The organism is Geobacter sp. (genome assembly GCF_030834625.1).
GTDB lineage: Bacteria > Desulfobacterota > Desulfuromonadia > Geobacterales > Geobacteraceae > Geobacter.
In genome coordinates, this window is record NZ_JAUQXO010000063.1 from 62,949 (window position 1) to 77,078 (window position 14,130).

A 14,130-nucleotide genomic window follows, 5' to 3' on the forward strand; every position below is an offset into this window, starting at 1 on the left:
GTCACTCCTTCTGGCCCGCGGCGAAATTGACGGCCTGCTCAAGATCGTCAAGACTCCAGGTTGCGGCAATCTGGTTTTCCTTCTGCACCTTGAGATAGATCTCCTCCCGGTAGATGCGCATGTCGCCGGGGGCTTCGATACCGAGGCGCACCTGGTTTCCCTTCATCTCCACCACCTTGATCCTGATCTGGTCGCCGATGGTGATCGTCTCGCCCATTTTTCTCGTTAGAACCAACATGTTGCCCTCCTGGCGTTCCCTCTCTTACCTGAGGTAGTCGAGAAGCGAAACCTGGGATATTTTTGCCGAGGCCGCCATGGCCGCCTCGAACGCAGTCTCTTGCTTGGACAGGTCGCTGATGACCTGCATGATGTCCACGTCCTGCTTGTCCGACATGATCTTGGTGATGCTGAATTTCATCTCCTCGATGACACCATTGGCCGCATCGAGGCGATTCCTCCTGGCACCAATGTCAGTGCGGAAGGCAAGTACTTGGCCAAGACCATTATCAAACTCGTCCAGTTGCGCCCGCGCCGTTGCGATGTCGTTGGCGCCGAGGGCGGTGATGAGATTGTCGAAGGCGGCAACGATGTCGGTTCCGGTGCTCCCCGGCGGGGTCCCTCCCCGCAGGAGATCGCCGCCCGAGTAGTTGATCTGAACCGGGGCGCCCCGGTCAACCTCCACCATCAGTGCATCGTCGGTGCCGAGGAAGTTTCCCGCCGTATCGAAAGCAAGGGTGTCATTCTTGAATCCGCCGAAGATATACTTGCCATTCATCTGGGTATTCCCCATCATGATGAACTGCTGCTTCAGCTGGTTCAGCTCGTTGATGCCGGCGGTGACGGCATCGGGGTTATTGGTGCCGGTGACCATCTGGAGTGTAAGCTCCTTGGCCCGGGTCAAAACGCCCCCCATCTCGGACATGGCCGATTCCCCCATGGTGAGCCAGGCAATGCCGTTGGAGATGTTCCTGCCGTACTGGTCGCCGGCGGCCACCCGGGCCTTGAGGTTGAGGATCTGCTGGGCCGTTACCGGGTCGTCGCTCGGCTTGCTCACCTTGATCCCCGTGGAGGCCTGCTGCTGGAGATCCTCGGTCCTTCTGCGGATCACCTGCAGGTTATTCGTCACAAGGTTTGCCGTCGTGTTCTGGGTTACGCGCATAGGTCTTTTCTCCGTTTCCGCACTCGAACGATCCCGCTAGCGGATGAGCCCGAGGACCGTGTCCAGCATCTCAGTGCCGACATTGATCAGCTTTGCGGCCCCTTCGTAAGCCTTCTGGTACTTGATGAGGTTGGCAAGTTCCTCATCCAGGGATACCCCCGACTGGGACTCCCGCAGGTTCTCAAGCTGCTTCATGATCCCTTCGCTCAGGGTCGAGGTCCGCTCGGAATCCTGCACGGCGACGCCGACCTTGCCCACCAGGGAGTTGTAGAAGCCTTCCATCGTCATATTCCCGCCGGAGGTGGCGAGCACCTTGTCGTAGATGCCGGCGATGGCCCGGGAGTTCAGGTTGTTGCCGGTCCCCCCCGTGGCCGGATCGGTATCGGCCGCGGCGATGTCGGCCGTCTTGGTGATGGCAAGATCAATCCCCCCCAGGCCGCTGTACCCTGCCACGGCTGCCGGGGCGGTGAAGAAATCGAGCCCCGTGGAGCTGTTGAGGCCGAAGCCTGCCGAATGGAGGCTATTGACTTCCGTTGCCAGTGTAGATGCCAGCTCATCAAGGTCGGACAGGAACCCGTTGACCAGGGAATCGCGCACCTGGAGGGTCCCCCCCATGATCCCCTGGGTGTTGCCGGGGCCCCCGGCGATGGTGCTGATGTCCACAGAGGTATTGCCACCGGGGGAGGCGGCCATGATCTTGTAGAAGCCGTTATTGGCGGCATCGGCCTCCAGGGAAAGCTTGGCGGCCTTGTTGCCGAGCACCAGCGGCTGGCCGAGGGTGAGGCTCACATTGATGGAGCCGTCGGAATCCTCCAGGTAGGTGATCCCCACCTTTTCCGAGAGCTGCCGCACCAGCAGGTCCCGCTGGTCGCGCAGTTCGTTGGCCCGGGCGCCCCGGATCTCGATCATCTTGATCTGGTCGTTGAGGGAGGCAATCCGGGTGAGGTCGTTGTTGATGTCGGCAGTGATTCCCTCAAGTGACTGGTTCGATTCGCGCTTGATGTCGGTAAGGTAGCTGTTGATCCGGTGGAACTGGTCCACAAGCTGCTGGGCCCGGGCCAGCACCGCCTGCCGCTCGGGCTGCCCCTGGGGGTTGGCGGTCAGGTCCTGCCAGGCGCTGAAGAACTCCTGCATCGACTTGCCGAGGCCGTCGGCGGTGAACTCGTTGAAGAGCTGCTCGGCCCGCCTCATGGCGTTGAGGACCGTGGTGCTCCAGCCGCTGGTGGAGCCTTCGGTCTTGAGCTGGGTCTGGAGGAAATCGTCGTAGGCCCGCTGAATCTCCGCCACCTTCACCCCGGTCCCCATGGGGAATCCGCGCTCTTCGGTCACGATGCCGGTCTGGAAAATGGTGGTCTGCCGCGAGTAGCCGGGGGTATTGACGTTGGTGATATTCTCGCTCGTCACTTCGAGGGCGAGCCGCTGGGCGAGGATACCGCTCTTGCCGATGTCAAGAAGGCTCTGTATGGCCATGGGTCAGATCTCCCTGCGGAGTAAACTTGAGTTGGCGCCCCGCTCCACCATCTGGCCGGAGCCGCCGTAGGTCTCGGAAACGGTGAAGCGGCTCTGGAAAAAGGCAAGGGACCGGTTGATGGTGGTGAGGGAACTCCCCAGGAACCGCCGGTTGTCGTCCACCATCCGCCGGATCTCGCCGGCGAGGCCAACGAGCGTCTCCTGCAAAGCCGCGAGGTCAGCCTTTTCATCAGCGGCGCACCGGCCGATGATTGGGGTAAGAGTGGCATTGGCCGGCAGGCCGAGGCGCTCCGCTTCCCGGGCCATGATCTGGCGACAGTTACCGTCGAGCACTTCCATGGCGGCAGCCACTTCCAGCTTGCGGGAGGTCGTCTCGTGGAGCCGCTCGGTATCGCAGCTGATGATCGCCTCCCGTTCTTCAGACAGAAGCCGGACCATCTCCTCCATGCTCGCCCTGCGGGCGTGGAGCACATCCACCAGATTGGTCATGCCGTAAGCCATTACGTCCTCCGTTACCTAGCGGAACAGGGCCAGCATCTTGCCCGCCACGCGCCGGGAATCGACCGCGTAGGTGCTGTCCGCCACCTGCTGTTTAAGGGCCGCCACCCGGTCGGTGCGAATCGTTTCTTCCGCCGGGGCCACCTGCTTCAGCCGCTCCACCTGCAACTTGCCGAGAGAAAGTTCCACCCGGTCCGTCGATGACACCGCTCCTGCCGCTGGAGCCGGCGCGGGCGCGGCTTGCTTCTCCACGGCTGGGGAGCGCACGGCAGCGGCGCTGGAAAGTGATACGGTATCGTTGATTACGGTCATGGTTTTCTTTCACCCTTTGGAATGATAACCGGCGTATTTTCGGTGCGGCCCGCCGTTTCACGGACAAGCTGTTTCTCGATCATGGTTGCGAGCCCGATTCCCCCCTGGCTCGTGGCGATGGCGGTGGCGTACTCCTGGTCAAGCATCGACTGGAAGATCTCCTCCCCCTTGCCGCCGCCGGTGAGTTCGTTTTTCCCCACGGTCTCGCGCATCGACTTGACCATCATGCCCACAAACATGGCCTCGAACTCCTGGGCCACCTTCCGGGCGGCCTTCGCGTTGTTCCCCCTGGCAGCCAGCTGCCGGGCACGGGAGGCGTCGCTCTCCTGAAGAACGGTGTCGGTGGGGATGGTTGTCTGCATGGTGTTCCTTTCGGCAAAATCCGCGAAAACTTGAGTAAAAAAATGCGAGGCCCTTGTCCTCGCATTTCATGCAGCACGTTGCATGCCAACGTTTTCAGACACAATCAGATCACTTCCACCTCGGCCTGCATGGCGCCGGCGGCCTTAATGGCCTGGAGGATGCCGATCAAATCCCGCGGCGTCACCCCAAGGGCGTTCAGAGCCCGGACCACCTCTCCGATGCTGGCCCCCTCTTTCACCACGGCGAGCCCTCCCCCATCCTCGCTCACCTTGATCTCCGTGCGGGGGACCACGGCCGTCTCGCCGGTCCTGCTGAAGGGTTGGGGCTGGGAGACCTTGGGGGTTTCCTTAATGTAGAGGGTGAGGTTGCCGTGGGAAACCGCCACTGTCGAGATTCTGACATTGTCGCCGATAACGATGGTGCCGGTCCGTTCGTTGAGGACCACCTTGGCCAGGGCATCGGGACGCACGTCGAGCCGCTCCATCTCGGAGACGAACTCCACGACCCGCGCCTTGTATGCATCGGGAAGGGTCATCATGACCGAGCCTGGATCGGCGGCCGCGGCGATCCCACCCTTGAACCGGTCATTCACCGCCTGGGCGATGCGGGTGGCGGTGGTGAAGTCTGGCTGGTGGAGGTTGAGGCGGAGTTGTCCCCGGTCGGCCAGCACGTTGGGAAGCTCAAGCTCCACGAGGCCGCCGTTCGGAATGCGCCCCGCGGTGGGGTGGTTCTTCTGGGCCGATGCCGCCTGTCCCCCGTAAGAGAAGGAATTGGTCAGCACCCCTCCCTGGGCCACGGCGTAGACCCGGCCGTCGGCCCCCTTGAGGGGGGTCATGAGGAGGGTGCCGCCGGCGATGCTCTTGGCGTCCCCCACCGACGACACGAGGGTATCGAGCCGGGTTCCCTGCTTGGCGAAGGGGGGAAGGTTAGCGGTCACCATGACGGCGGCCACGTTCTTCACGGTGATGTCGTTGCGGTTCACCGTGGTCCCCATCCGCTCCAGCATGTTCACCAGGGACTGGACCGGGAAGTTGGTCTGGTCGCTGTCGCCGGTGCCGTTGAGACCCACCACGAGGCCGTAGCCGATGAGCTGGTTCTCCCGCACGCCGTCGAAGCTGGCGATGTCCTTGATCCGGACCGCCAGGGCCAGGTGGGGAAGAGCCAGAAGAAAGATGAGCAGTGCAAAAATTCTTTTCATGTTTTTTTCCGTTTAAACCACTGCCGGTTCGGAAACGCGATTTTTTCGCAAGGTCAAGGCGGGCTAGGAATTCCGCGGAGGCGTACCGAGGTACGCCGCACAAGGAAATTCCGACGCCCAACGCCGAGATTGCGGAAAGGGCGCGTTTCCCTCCACTAGAAGGGCCAGATATAGTCCAGAATGTTCAACAACCATCCCGGCCGCTGCCGGTCGCTGATGACACCGTTGCCGGTGTACGATATCCGCGCGTCGGCGATCATGGTGGAGTTGATGGTGTTGTCCGGAGATATGTCCCGGGGACGGATGGTTCCCTGGAGGATCAGGATCTGGTCCTCGTTGTTCACCTTCACGTTGCGCCGCCCCTCAATGAGCAGGTTGCCGGTGGGAAGGACGTCGGTGACCTTTGCCGTCATGGTGGCCACCAGGTTCTCCTTGCGGGTGGTGGCGCCGCTCCCTTCGAACTTGGAACTGGTGCTGGCCCCCAGAAGGTTGTTGGGGTCCGCGCTCGTCATTTTGGCGATCTGCTGCTCAAGCCCCATGAGGTAGGGTATGCTCGCCGAAATGTTGGCCTGGCGGTCCGTATCGGTGGTGGCTTCCTTGCTGGCGCTTGCCTGCTCCACGATCAGAACGGTGATGATGTCTCCCCGGTTCCGGGCCTTGTGATCGTCGATCAGGCCTGCGTTGGACGCCTGCCAGATGGAGCCGTTGGTGTAGGAAGGCCGGGGCGCCGGAAGTTGCTCATCGAAGGAGGGGGTCCTCACTTCCGCCTTCTCGATGGCGCACCCCGCCAGGGCGAGACAAAGTATTGACACTGCCAATCGGTTCACTGACGTACTCCTAAAAGTCCACCTGGACAGTTCCCGAATCCACTACCCGCGCCGGCACCTCTTTGAGGGAGCCGAGGTTCTGGACCATGACGATGTCCCCATCGGCGCCATTGCCCCGGGCCTTGCCGGTGGCGGTGAGACGCATGGTCTGGTTCTCGACGATGATTGTGACGAGCTGGCCGCTCTTGACCAGGGGCACCTTTTCGAGCTGGTCACCCCGCAGCGGCATGTTGGCACGTACGGGCACCCGGGCCCGCTTCCCCACCACCTCATCCGCGCTCCGGTAGACCCGCCCCGTGAGGGTCGAGAGGTCGCGCCGCTGTACCGTAACGTCCGCTGTACCGATGACGTCGCCCCGCTCCAGGGCGCGGAGCACCACCACCGTGTCGGCAAAGGCCTCCACCTCCACGGGAACGGAGATATTGCGCTCCACCCGGTCGTTTACCCGGACGATGAGGGCAAGGTTCGCCCTCCCCCACCCTTCCCACCGGTTCGGTGCCGCCACCTCGAAACTGACCTCCCCGGCGGGGAGCTTCAGGTCCCCCTGGTAGCCGATCCGCCGCAGGGTCGTCTCCATGCCGAGGCCATCGGTCTTCTGCCGGACGAATTCGGCGATGGCCTCCTTCACCCGGGCATTGGGGATGGTCTGGGTGGCCGGGGCGGCCATGGCGGTTGAGGCCAAAGCCATTATGAGAACGAGTATCGTTATTGCGTGCTTCATATCACTTCCTGTATCCCCTCACCCCCAGCCCCTCTCCCTTGGGGAGAGGGTGGCCGAAGGCCGGGTGAGGGGCATCACGTCAGCTACGCCTCTTACCGTTTCAGGCTGTTGGCCGTCTGGAGCATTTCGTCAGCGGTCTGGACCGCCTTGGAGTTCACCTCGTAGGCCCGCTGCCCCGTGATCATGTTCACCATCTCTTCCATGACGCTCACGTTGCTCATCTCCAGGAACCCCTGGGCGGTGGTGCCGAGGCCGTTCTGGCCCGGCGTGCCGGTGGTGGCGTTGCCCGAGGCGTCGGACTCCTGGAAGAGGTTTTTCCCCTGGGCCAGGAGCCCCGACGGGTTGGAGAAGGTGGCCAGCTGGATGTTCCCCACGTTGGTGGGGCTCGTCTGCCCCGCCTGGGAGACCGACACGGTCCCGTCGTTGCCGATGTTGATGGCCGTGGCGTTGTTGGGGATGACAATTTCGGGGATCAGGGGATAGCCGTCGGAGGTGACCACCCTCCCCTGGCTGTCGCGCTTGAAGCTGCCGGAACGGCTATAGGAGGTGGTTCCGTCGGGCATCTGGATCTGGTAGAAGCCGTCCCCCTCGATGGCGATGTCGAGCTCGTTGCCGGTCTGGTTGATGTTCCCCTCGGTGAAGATCTTGGTCACCGACGCCAGCTTGGCCCCAAGGCCGATCTGGATGCCGGAGGGGATCTGGGTGGAGTTGGTGGAGGGGGCTCCGGTGGTCTTCATGTTCTGGTACATGAGATCCTGGAAGTCTGCCCTGCTCTTCTTGAACCCCGCGGTGTTGACGTTGGCCAGGTTGTTAGCGACGACGTCGATGTTCGTCTGCTGGGCCTGCATCCCTGAGGCCGCCGTCCACAATGCTCTGATCATGTTTTTCTCCTTTTTTCTCACCTGTACGCCATGTAGGGGCGCGGTTTCCGCGCCCTGGGCGGGGGAACCCCGCCCCTACGGAATCACATTAGATCTTCCCGATCTCGTTGGCTGCCTTGCCGGTCAGGTCGTCGTAGGCCTTGACCACCTTGGAGCACATCTCGAAGTAGCGGTTCGTCTCGATGAGCTGCACCATCTCCTGGACGGTGTTCACGTTGGACTCCTCGATGACTCCCTGCCGCACCTTTTCGCCGGTCACCGGCTGGGGCGTGGCCTGGGGGTCGGCCGGCACGAAGAGGCCGCTGCCGATCTTCTGGAGGGCATAGGGCTTGGGGAAATCGACCACCTCCAGCCGCCCCACCTGCCCCCCGTCCACGAAGACCTCGCCCTCGCCGTTGATCTCCACCTTACCCCCAGCAATAATGATGCCTCCGGCCACCCGGGCGCCATCGGCGGTCACGAGCCGGCCGCCCGCATCGAGGCGGAAGTTCCCCTGGCGGGTGTAGGCCCGCTGCCCGTCCGCCGTGGTGACCGCGAAGAAGCCGTCGCCGTCGATGGCCAGGTCAAAGGTGTTGCCGGTCTGTTTCACGGAGCCGGCCGAGTAGTCGGTGAAAAAGGCGGTTTCGGCATAGACAGGCGCATCGGTGCCGCCGCCCGGGCGGGGCTGGGCGCCCACCGCCTGGAGCATGCTCTCGAAGGTCATCCGGTCCTTCTTGAAACCGGGGGTGTTGACGTTGGCCAGGTTGTTGGACAGGACATCGAGCCGTTTCATGGCCGCGATGTTCCCCGTGAGTGCCGAATAGATGCCGCTGTTCATGGGTTCACCTCATGTTCTTCATCTTCGCCCTGAGGCGGACGATGGCCTGGCTGTGGAGTTGGGAGATGCGTGATTCGGACAGATCCAGCACTGCGCCGATTTCCTTCAGGTTCAGTTCCTCGTAGTAGTAGAAGGTGATCACCAGCCGCTCCTTCTCGGGGAGCCCCTCGATGGCCTCGGTGAGCGAGTCGAGCATCTGCCGGGCCATGAGCTGGCTCTGGGGGTTCTCGATCCCCTTGTCCTCCAGGATGTCCAAGAGCCCGAAGGGGCTGCCGTCCTCATCCTCCCACGACTCGTCGAGGCTCACGAAGGAGAGAAGGTGGATCTCCTCAAGCATCTGGTGGTACTCGTCCACACTGATCTCCAGGGACTTGGCCACCTCCTCGCTGGTGGGGTTGCGGCCGAACCGATGTTCGAGTTTGACGAATTCCCGCTCCAGCTTCTTGAACTTGTCGCGCAGCGACCGGGTGAGCCAGTCCTGGGAGCGGAGCTCGTCGATGATGGTCCCCCTGATCCGCTGCTCGGCGAAGGTCTTGAACTGCACCCCCCGGGAGGGGTCGAAACGCTCGGCGGCGGTGATGAGGCCGATGACGGCGGCGCTCATCAGGTCCTCCTGGTCCAGGTGGGGGGGGAGCTGGGAGGCAATTCGCCCCACCAGGAACTTGACCAGCGGCAGATGGGTTACGATCAGCTCGTCGCGGGATTGGGCCGACGAACGCTGAGCCTCTTGCTCGTATGCCTTTACCAGACAGTTCATACGTTCTCCGTTCCGGCGTCGGCGCCGAGGAATCTCCTGAAGAAGAACTGCACGTTTCCTTTGAGCCGACGCTCGCCGCCATTTTCCAGAATCCGCCGGGCAAGCGTGGTGAAGCACCCTGCGGCAGGAGAGTCGGGGCAGAGCTCGATCACCGGCGTCTGGCACTTGACCGCTTCCAGGATGGCGTCGTCCCGCAGGACACACCCCAGGTAGTCCAGGGAGATGTCAAGAAACCGGCTCGTCACGTTGGAGAGTTTGGCAAAGACCTGGAGGGCGTCGTCGGTGTCGCGGGCCATGTTGACGAGCACTTTGAAATAGCGTTCCCCGTGCCGCGTGGCCAAGAGCTTGATGAGGGCGTAGACGTCGGTGATGGAGGTGGGCTCCGGCGTTACCACCACCACGATCTCCTGGGAGGCGGTGTTGAAGTAGGCGACGTTGTCGGAGATTCCCGCCTCGGTATCGACGATGAGGATGTCGAAATCCTCCTCCAGGGCGTCGAGCTCATCCATGATTTTGACGCGATCCTGGAGCCCCAGGGAGGTGAAATCGGGGAGCCCCGACCCGGCCGGGATAATCCTGATCCCGCCCGGCCCTTCCGTGATGATCTCCTCAAGCCGCTTCTTCCCGGCGAAGACATCGTTCAGGGTAAAGTCCGGGGTCAGGCCAAGGAGGACGTCGATGTTGCCGAGCCCCAGGTCAGCGTCGATGATCAGGACCTTCTTCCCCCGGCTGGCCAGGGCCAGGGCAAGGTTGACGACGACGTTGCTCTTGCCGACCCCCCCCTTGCCGCTGGTCACGGAGATGACCCTGATTCCCTTCTGGTTCTGCCCATCGTGGGATCGCGCCGCCGTGGCCTTGCGCTTTTTGCTTACGGAGGTGGCCAGTTGCCGAAGGCTGTCGGCCTGGTCTCCGGTCGTCGCCGTGACGTTCATTCCTTGATCTCCCCCAGGACGAGCCCGGCAAGTCTGCCGGGAGTCGCGATTTCCAGATCCTCGGGCACCCGTTGCCCGGTGGTGAAGTAAGAGAGCGGGAACTTGGTCCGCAGGTGAGCGTTGACAATGGTGCCATAGCTCTCGCTCTCGTCCAGCTTGGTGAAGATGACGCGGGAGATGGGGAGGATGCCGAACCGCTCCACCACCTCCTGGAGCTCGCGGTCACGGGTGGTGGCCGCGAGGCAGAGGTGGATCTCCATGGCGAACCGCGACTCCAGGAACCCCTTCAGCTCCTCGATCTTCTCGTTATCCTTGTGGCTCCTGCCGGCCGTGTCGATGAGGATCAGTTCCTTGTCGGCGTGGAGCTCGATGGCCGCCTCCAGTTCCGCCGGCGTTGACGCCACCTCCACGGGAACTCCCATGATGCGGGAGTAGGTCTTGAGCTGCTCCACGGCGCCGACCCGGAAGTTGTCGATGGTAATGAGCGCCGCCCGGTGATTCTCCCGCAGGGCGTAGTGGGCCGCCAGCTTGGCGATGGTGGTGGTCTTGCCGACCCCCGTGGGGCCCACCAGCGCGATGACCCGCGGGCTGTTCTTCTTGAGGGCCAGGGGACCGGCGCACTTGATGACGGTAGTAAATGCCTGGGGAAGGAACGAGCGGATCGCCTCGACGGTCCCCCCTTTTTTTGCCTCGGGCTCCACCTGCTCCATGACCGTCCGCACCGCACCCCGCTCGAGCCCCTTGCGGTGAAGCTCGCCCATGATCACCCGAAGCGCACCCCTGAAGCCCCCCTTGCCGCCGTCGGCAGCGGCTGGCGCCGGCTTTGCGAATACTTCGGCCTTTTCGGCGGGGGTGACCCCTTCGCCGGCCTCCTTGGCGGCCAGGGTCTTGAAGAGGAGCTTCTTCATCTCCTCCAGGTCCTGCTTCTGGATCGTCTTCGGCACGTCGGCGGCGGGCGCCGCCCGGACGATCTGCTCAGCCGCCGGCGTGGTCTGGGCCGCCGCCTGAGCCTTGGCGGCCGCCTCCTTGCGGGTAAGGACCTCAACCCGCTCCCGCAGGTCCTTCAGCTCCCGGGCCAGGGGGGCCAGCATGGAGCTCTCCATCATCTCCTTGGCGGAGAGATGCTGTTCCTGGGCCTCCCGGTACGGGTTGGGCGCCGGCTGGCGGGGTTTCATCTCAATCCCCGCAGTCACCTGCACCACCTGCTTGGAGAAGAGCCCGAGGATTCCTCCCCGACGCTCTTTCTTCGAGGAGATTATCATGGCGTCCGGGCCAAGCTCTGCCTTGACCATCCGGAGGGCCTCCGACATGTCCACCGCTTCGAATGTTTTAACCAGCATTGAGAGTTACCACCCCTAACGATTGGATTTTGACGTTGGACGGGATCTCGTTGTGAGACAGCACCGCCAGGTTCGGGACGAACCGCTCGGTGAGCTTCTTCACGTGCCGCCGTATGGACGGCGACGCCAGGAGCGCCGGAGTGGTCCCCACCTGATTGAATTTCTCGATTTCCTGCCGGATGCCCGAGAGGATCACTTGGGCCGTGTTCGGCTCGATGGCCAGATAGCTCCCCTGCTCCGACGGCTGGATCCCCTCAGCGACGATCTCCTCCACCCGGCGGTCGAGGCTGATGATGCAGAGGGTCTCGTCGTCCCGCTTGTACTGGTCGACGATGTAGCGCCCCAAGGCCTGGCGGGTGAACTCGGTAAGCATTTCCGGGTCCTTGGTGAGCCCGCCGTAGTCGGCCAGGGTCTCCAGGATCGTCCGCAGGTCCCGGATGGAGACCCCTTCCCGCAGGAGGTTTTTCACCACCCGGAGCACCGTGCCGAGGTTCAGGAGGTTCGGCACCAGTTCGTCCACCACCTTGGGGAAACTGGACGACAGGTTGTCCAGGAGCTGCTGCAGCTCCTGGCGCCCCACCATCTCGTGGGCGTGCTTCTTGATGATCTCGCTGATGTGGGTCGCGATGATCGTGGTGCTGTCCACCACGGTGTAGCCGAAGAGCTGGGCCTGCTCCTTCGCCTCGGGCCTGATCCAGATGGCCGGCAGGCCGAAGACCGGCTCGGTGGTCCGGACTCCCTCCACCTGACTGGCCACGGCGCCGGAATCCATGGCCAGGTACTGTCCCGCCAGCTCGCCGCCACCCACTTTGGCCCCCTTGATGAGGACGTTGTACTCGTGGGGCTTCAGCTGCAGGTTGTCGTGGATATGGATCGGCGGCACCACGAACCCCATCTTCTGGGCGTACTGGCGGCGGATGGAGCGGATCCGCTCCAGGAGTTCCCCCTCCTGGGCCGCATCCACCATGGGCACCAGTCCGTAGCCCACCTCCAGCTCCAGCATGTCGAGGGGGCGGATCGCCGCCTGGTCCCCGGTCTCGCCGGACTCGGCCGACATGGGGAGCGCCGTCAGCTCGTCCTCCATCACCTGGGGGATCTCCTTGGCGGCACGGCCTCCCAGGAAGGCGATCCCCGAAAGGAGGAAAAAGGCGAAGTGGGGGAGCCCCGGAATGAGGCCGAAGGCGAAGAGGACCCCGGAGGAGACGTAGAAGGCCTTGGGGTAGTTGAGGAACTGGCCGGTGATCTCGTGGCCGAAATTCTTCTCGTCGGCCGAGCGGGTCACGATGATACCGGCGGCAGTGGAGATGATGAGGGCCGGGATCTGGGCCACGAGCCCCTCGCCGATGGTGAGGAGCGTATAATTGGAGAGGGCCGTCTCAAGGGGCATCCCGTTCTGCCAGACGCCGATGACGAAACCGCCGATGATGTTCACCAGCATGATCAGGATGCCGGCAACGGCATCGCCGCGCACGAACTTGCTGGCACCGTCCATGGAGCCGTAGAAATCGGCCTCCCGCGACACCCGCGAGCGGCGGCGGCGGGCCTCCTTCTCGTTGATGAGTCCCGAGGAGAGGTCGGCGTCGATGGCCATCTGCTTGCCAGGCATGGCGTCCAGGGTGAAGCGGGCCGCCACCTCGGCCACCCGGCCGGCGCCCTTGGTGATGACCGTGAAGTTGATGATGACGAGGATGAGAAAGATGACCGCCCCCACCACGAAGTTCCCCCCCACCACGAACTGGCCGAAGGCTTTGATCACATGCCCCGCCGCCTCGGTCCCCTCGTTGCCGTGGAGGAGGATGAGCCGCGTGCCGGCCACGTTCAGGGCGAGGCGGAAGAGGGTCGTGACCAGCAGCACCGACGGGAAGACCGAGAAATCGAGGGGCTGTTGCGTATAGAGGGCCACCAGCAGGATCGCCAGCGCAATGGTGATGTTTGCGGCAAGGAAGACGTCGAGGAGAAACGCCGGCAGCGGCACGATCATCAGGGCCAGGACGCCGATAAGCGCCACGGCCATGTAGATGTCCGAATTGCTTGTTGCTGGCTGAAGATCGATTGCTTCGGCCGCCGGGTGTGCCATAGGGTAAAATCTCCTTGAGAATTCAAGCCCTTTGAAAGCTCACCCGTAATTGTGCAACCGTTGTGCCAGATAGAGAGAAAGAGATGATGTTGGAACGCGGAGAAGGTAATGGCGTTGGGCGGGAAATGCCTAAAGAAATGCGCAGCTGAGCCGATAAGACCCATAGCCGGTCATAAGTACGGCATTTTGAAATGTTTCGGTCAAGGTTTTGACGGGGTGTGTCCTGCCTGGTTGATTCCTTGAGTCAGTAGTACTCCTCCCCGTACTCCGGCACCTCGTCCAGGTACCCCGGAATCCCCTCAAGATGGGCAATGGCTTCCTCAACGGAAGCGATAAGCCGCTCCCGGTCCTTGGGGTAGCTTCCCGAAAGCTCCAGGAAGTTGGAGACATGGTTGGAGCGGAGAATGGTCCGCTGGGGGGAGAGGTGCGTCAGCAGTTCGCGGGCCTCGGCCAAGAGCTCGCGGCGAGTACACTGGTCCAATGAATCGATGAATTTCTCGTTGTGCCGGCGAAAGAGGGTGAGGAGCGAAAAGAACTCGGGATTCACCCGGTTCACCCATGCGGCCGTGGCCCGGGCATGCTCGAGGCTCCGCCCCCGGCCCGCTACCCCCAGGATGGCCGTAACCGACAGCTTCATCCCCGCCTCCCGGGCCTTCAGGGCCTCCTGCGCCATTTTCTCCGCCGTAAACCCCTTGTTCACCGCCGCAAGCGTCGCGTCATCCCCCGACTCCAGTCCGAAGTAGAGTATCCGGAGCCTCTTTTCCCGCAGTATCCGCAG

Annotated in this window: 15 protein-coding genes and 1 pseudogene; all 16 read right to left on the bottom strand. The window is 62.9% G+C overall.

The window, feature by feature from the left end:
- Nucleotide 1 precedes the first annotated feature (1 nt).
- Nucleotides 2-238 (bottom strand): carbon storage regulator CsrA, encoded by a 237-nt coding sequence (gene csrA / locus RCH91_RS14890; RefSeq protein ID WP_306535761.1) that lies wholly within the window; start codon nucleotides 236-238, stop codon nucleotides 2-4.
- Nucleotides 239-262: 24 nt separating this feature from the next.
- Entirely contained in the window at nucleotides 263-1,159 is an 897-nt protein-coding gene (flgL, locus tag RCH91_RS14895) for a flagellar hook-associated protein FlgL (protein ID WP_306535762.1), read from the bottom strand.
- A 36-nt stretch (nucleotides 1,160-1,195) separates the two neighbouring features.
- Nucleotides 1,196-2,629 carry a flagellar hook-associated protein FlgK gene (gene flgK / locus RCH91_RS14900; protein ID WP_306535763.1) on the bottom strand — a complete coding sequence of 478 codons (1,434 nt, stop codon included), beginning with the start codon at nucleotides 2,627-2,629 and terminating at the stop codon, nucleotides 1,196-1,198.
- 3 nt (nucleotides 2,630-2,632) lie between these two features.
- Nucleotides 2,633-3,130, bottom strand: coding sequence for a flagellar protein FlgN (locus RCH91_RS14905; RefSeq protein ID WP_306535765.1), 498 nt, complete (start codon nucleotides 3,128-3,130; stop codon nucleotides 2,633-2,635).
- A gap of 15 nt (nucleotides 3,131-3,145) precedes the next feature.
- Entirely contained in the window at nucleotides 3,146-3,439 is a 294-nt protein-coding gene (gene flgM, locus RCH91_RS14910; RefSeq protein WP_306535766.1) for a flagellar biosynthesis anti-sigma factor FlgM, read from the bottom strand.
- Nucleotides 3,436-3,801 carry a rod-binding protein gene (locus RCH91_RS14915; protein ID WP_306535767.1) on the bottom strand — a complete coding sequence of 122 codons (366 nt, stop codon included), beginning with the start codon at nucleotides 3,799-3,801 and terminating at the stop codon, nucleotides 3,436-3,438. Before RCH91_RS14915 ends, flgM begins: the two co-directional genes overlap by 4 nt.
- A gap of 104 nt (nucleotides 3,802-3,905) precedes the next feature.
- On the bottom strand, nucleotides 3,906-5,000 hold the full coding sequence (locus RCH91_RS14920) for a flagellar basal body P-ring protein FlgI (RefSeq protein ID WP_306535768.1): 1,095 nt from the start codon (nucleotides 4,998-5,000) through the stop codon (nucleotides 3,906-3,908).
- Nucleotides 5,001-5,155: 155 nt separating this feature from the next.
- Nucleotides 5,156-5,827, bottom strand: a complete 672-nt coding sequence (locus RCH91_RS14925) for a flagellar basal body L-ring protein FlgH (protein WP_306535769.1) — start codon at nucleotides 5,825-5,827, stop codon at nucleotides 5,156-5,158.
- Nucleotides 5,828-5,837: 10 nt separating this feature from the next.
- Nucleotides 5,838-6,548, bottom strand: a complete 711-nt coding sequence (gene flgA, locus RCH91_RS14930; RefSeq protein ID WP_306535770.1) for a flagellar basal body P-ring formation chaperone FlgA — start codon at nucleotides 6,546-6,548, stop codon at nucleotides 5,838-5,840.
- Nucleotides 6,549-6,640: 92 nt separating this feature from the next.
- Nucleotides 6,641-7,429: a flagellar basal-body rod protein FlgG gene (flgG, locus tag RCH91_RS14935; RefSeq protein WP_306535772.1), complete on the bottom strand. Its 789-nt coding sequence runs from the start codon at nucleotides 7,427-7,429 to the stop codon at nucleotides 6,641-6,643.
- Between the two features lie 88 nt (nucleotides 7,430-7,517).
- A complete protein-coding gene (gene flgF / locus RCH91_RS14940) occupies nucleotides 7,518-8,246 on the bottom strand; it encodes a flagellar basal-body rod protein FlgF (protein WP_306535774.1) in 729 nt (242 codons plus the stop codon).
- A gap of 4 nt (nucleotides 8,247-8,250) precedes the next feature.
- Nucleotides 8,251-9,003, bottom strand: coding sequence for a FliA/WhiG family RNA polymerase sigma factor (locus RCH91_RS14945; protein ID WP_306535776.1), 753 nt, complete (start codon nucleotides 9,001-9,003; stop codon nucleotides 8,251-8,253).
- Nucleotides 9,000-9,935, bottom strand: a complete 936-nt coding sequence (locus RCH91_RS14950) for a MinD/ParA family protein (protein WP_306535777.1) — start codon at nucleotides 9,933-9,935, stop codon at nucleotides 9,000-9,002. The genes RCH91_RS14945 and RCH91_RS14950 overlap by 4 nt, the downstream gene beginning before the upstream one ends.
- On the bottom strand, nucleotides 9,932-11,275 hold the full coding sequence (gene flhF / locus RCH91_RS14955; RefSeq protein ID WP_306535778.1) for a flagellar biosynthesis protein FlhF: 1,344 nt from the start codon (nucleotides 11,273-11,275) through the stop codon (nucleotides 9,932-9,934). The genes RCH91_RS14950 and flhF overlap by 4 nt, the downstream gene beginning before the upstream one ends.
- Nucleotides 11,265-13,352 (bottom strand): flagellar biosynthesis protein FlhA, encoded by a 2,088-nt coding sequence (gene flhA, locus RCH91_RS14960; RefSeq protein ID WP_306535779.1) that lies wholly within the window; start codon nucleotides 13,350-13,352, stop codon nucleotides 11,265-11,267. Before flhA ends, flhF begins: the two co-directional genes overlap by 11 nt.
- A gap of 244 nt (nucleotides 13,353-13,596) precedes the next feature.
- Nucleotides 13,597-14,130 (bottom strand): annotated as a pseudogene (locus RCH91_RS14965) (radical SAM protein); the annotation flags it as partial.

Bases quoted from the DNA above. Each gene is read 5' to 3' on its own strand.
- flgK (WP_306535763.1), bottom strand. From the start codon at position 2,629: ATGGCCATACAGAGCCTTCTTGACATCGGCAAGAGCGGTATCCTCGCC.
- RCH91_RS14945 (WP_306535776.1), bottom strand. From the start codon at position 9,003: ATGAACTGTCTGGTAAAGGCATACGAGCAAGAGGCTCAGCGTTCGTCG.
- RCH91_RS14905 (WP_306535765.1), bottom strand. From the start codon at position 3,130: ATGGCTTACGGCATGACCAATCTGGTGGATGTGCTCCACGCCCGCAGG.
- flgG (WP_306535772.1), bottom strand. From the start codon at position 7,429: ATGATCAGAGCATTGTGGACGGCGGCCTCAGGGATGCAGGCCCAGCAG.
- flgL (WP_306535762.1), bottom strand. From the start codon at position 1,159: ATGCGCGTAACCCAGAACACGACGGCAAACCTTGTGACGAATAACCTG.
- flhA (WP_306535779.1), bottom strand. From the start codon at position 13,352: ATGGCACACCCGGCGGCCGAAGCAATCGATCTTCAGCCAGCAACAAGC.
- RCH91_RS14920 (WP_306535768.1), bottom strand. From the start codon at position 5,000: ATGAAAAGAATTTTTGCACTGCTCATCTTTCTTCTGGCTCTTCCCCAC.
- RCH91_RS14915 (WP_306535767.1), bottom strand. From the start codon at position 3,801: ATGCAGACAACCATCCCCACCGACACCGTTCTTCAGGAGAGCGACGCC.
- csrA (WP_306535761.1), bottom strand. From the start codon at position 238: ATGTTGGTTCTAACGAGAAAAATGGGCGAGACGATCACCATCGGCGAC.
- flgF (WP_306535774.1), bottom strand. From the start codon at position 8,246: ATGAACAGCGGCATCTATTCGGCACTCACGGGGAACATCGCGGCCATG.
- flgM (WP_306535766.1), bottom strand. From the start codon at position 3,439: ATGACCGTAATCAACGATACCGTATCACTTTCCAGCGCCGCTGCCGTG.
- flhF (WP_306535778.1), bottom strand. From the start codon at position 11,275: ATGCTGGTTAAAACATTCGAAGCGGTGGACATGTCGGAGGCCCTCCGG.
- RCH91_RS14950 (WP_306535777.1), bottom strand. From the start codon at position 9,935: ATGAACGTCACGGCGACGACCGGAGACCAGGCCGACAGCCTTCGGCAA.
- flgA (WP_306535770.1), bottom strand. From the start codon at position 6,548: ATGAAGCACGCAATAACGATACTCGTTCTCATAATGGCTTTGGCCTCA.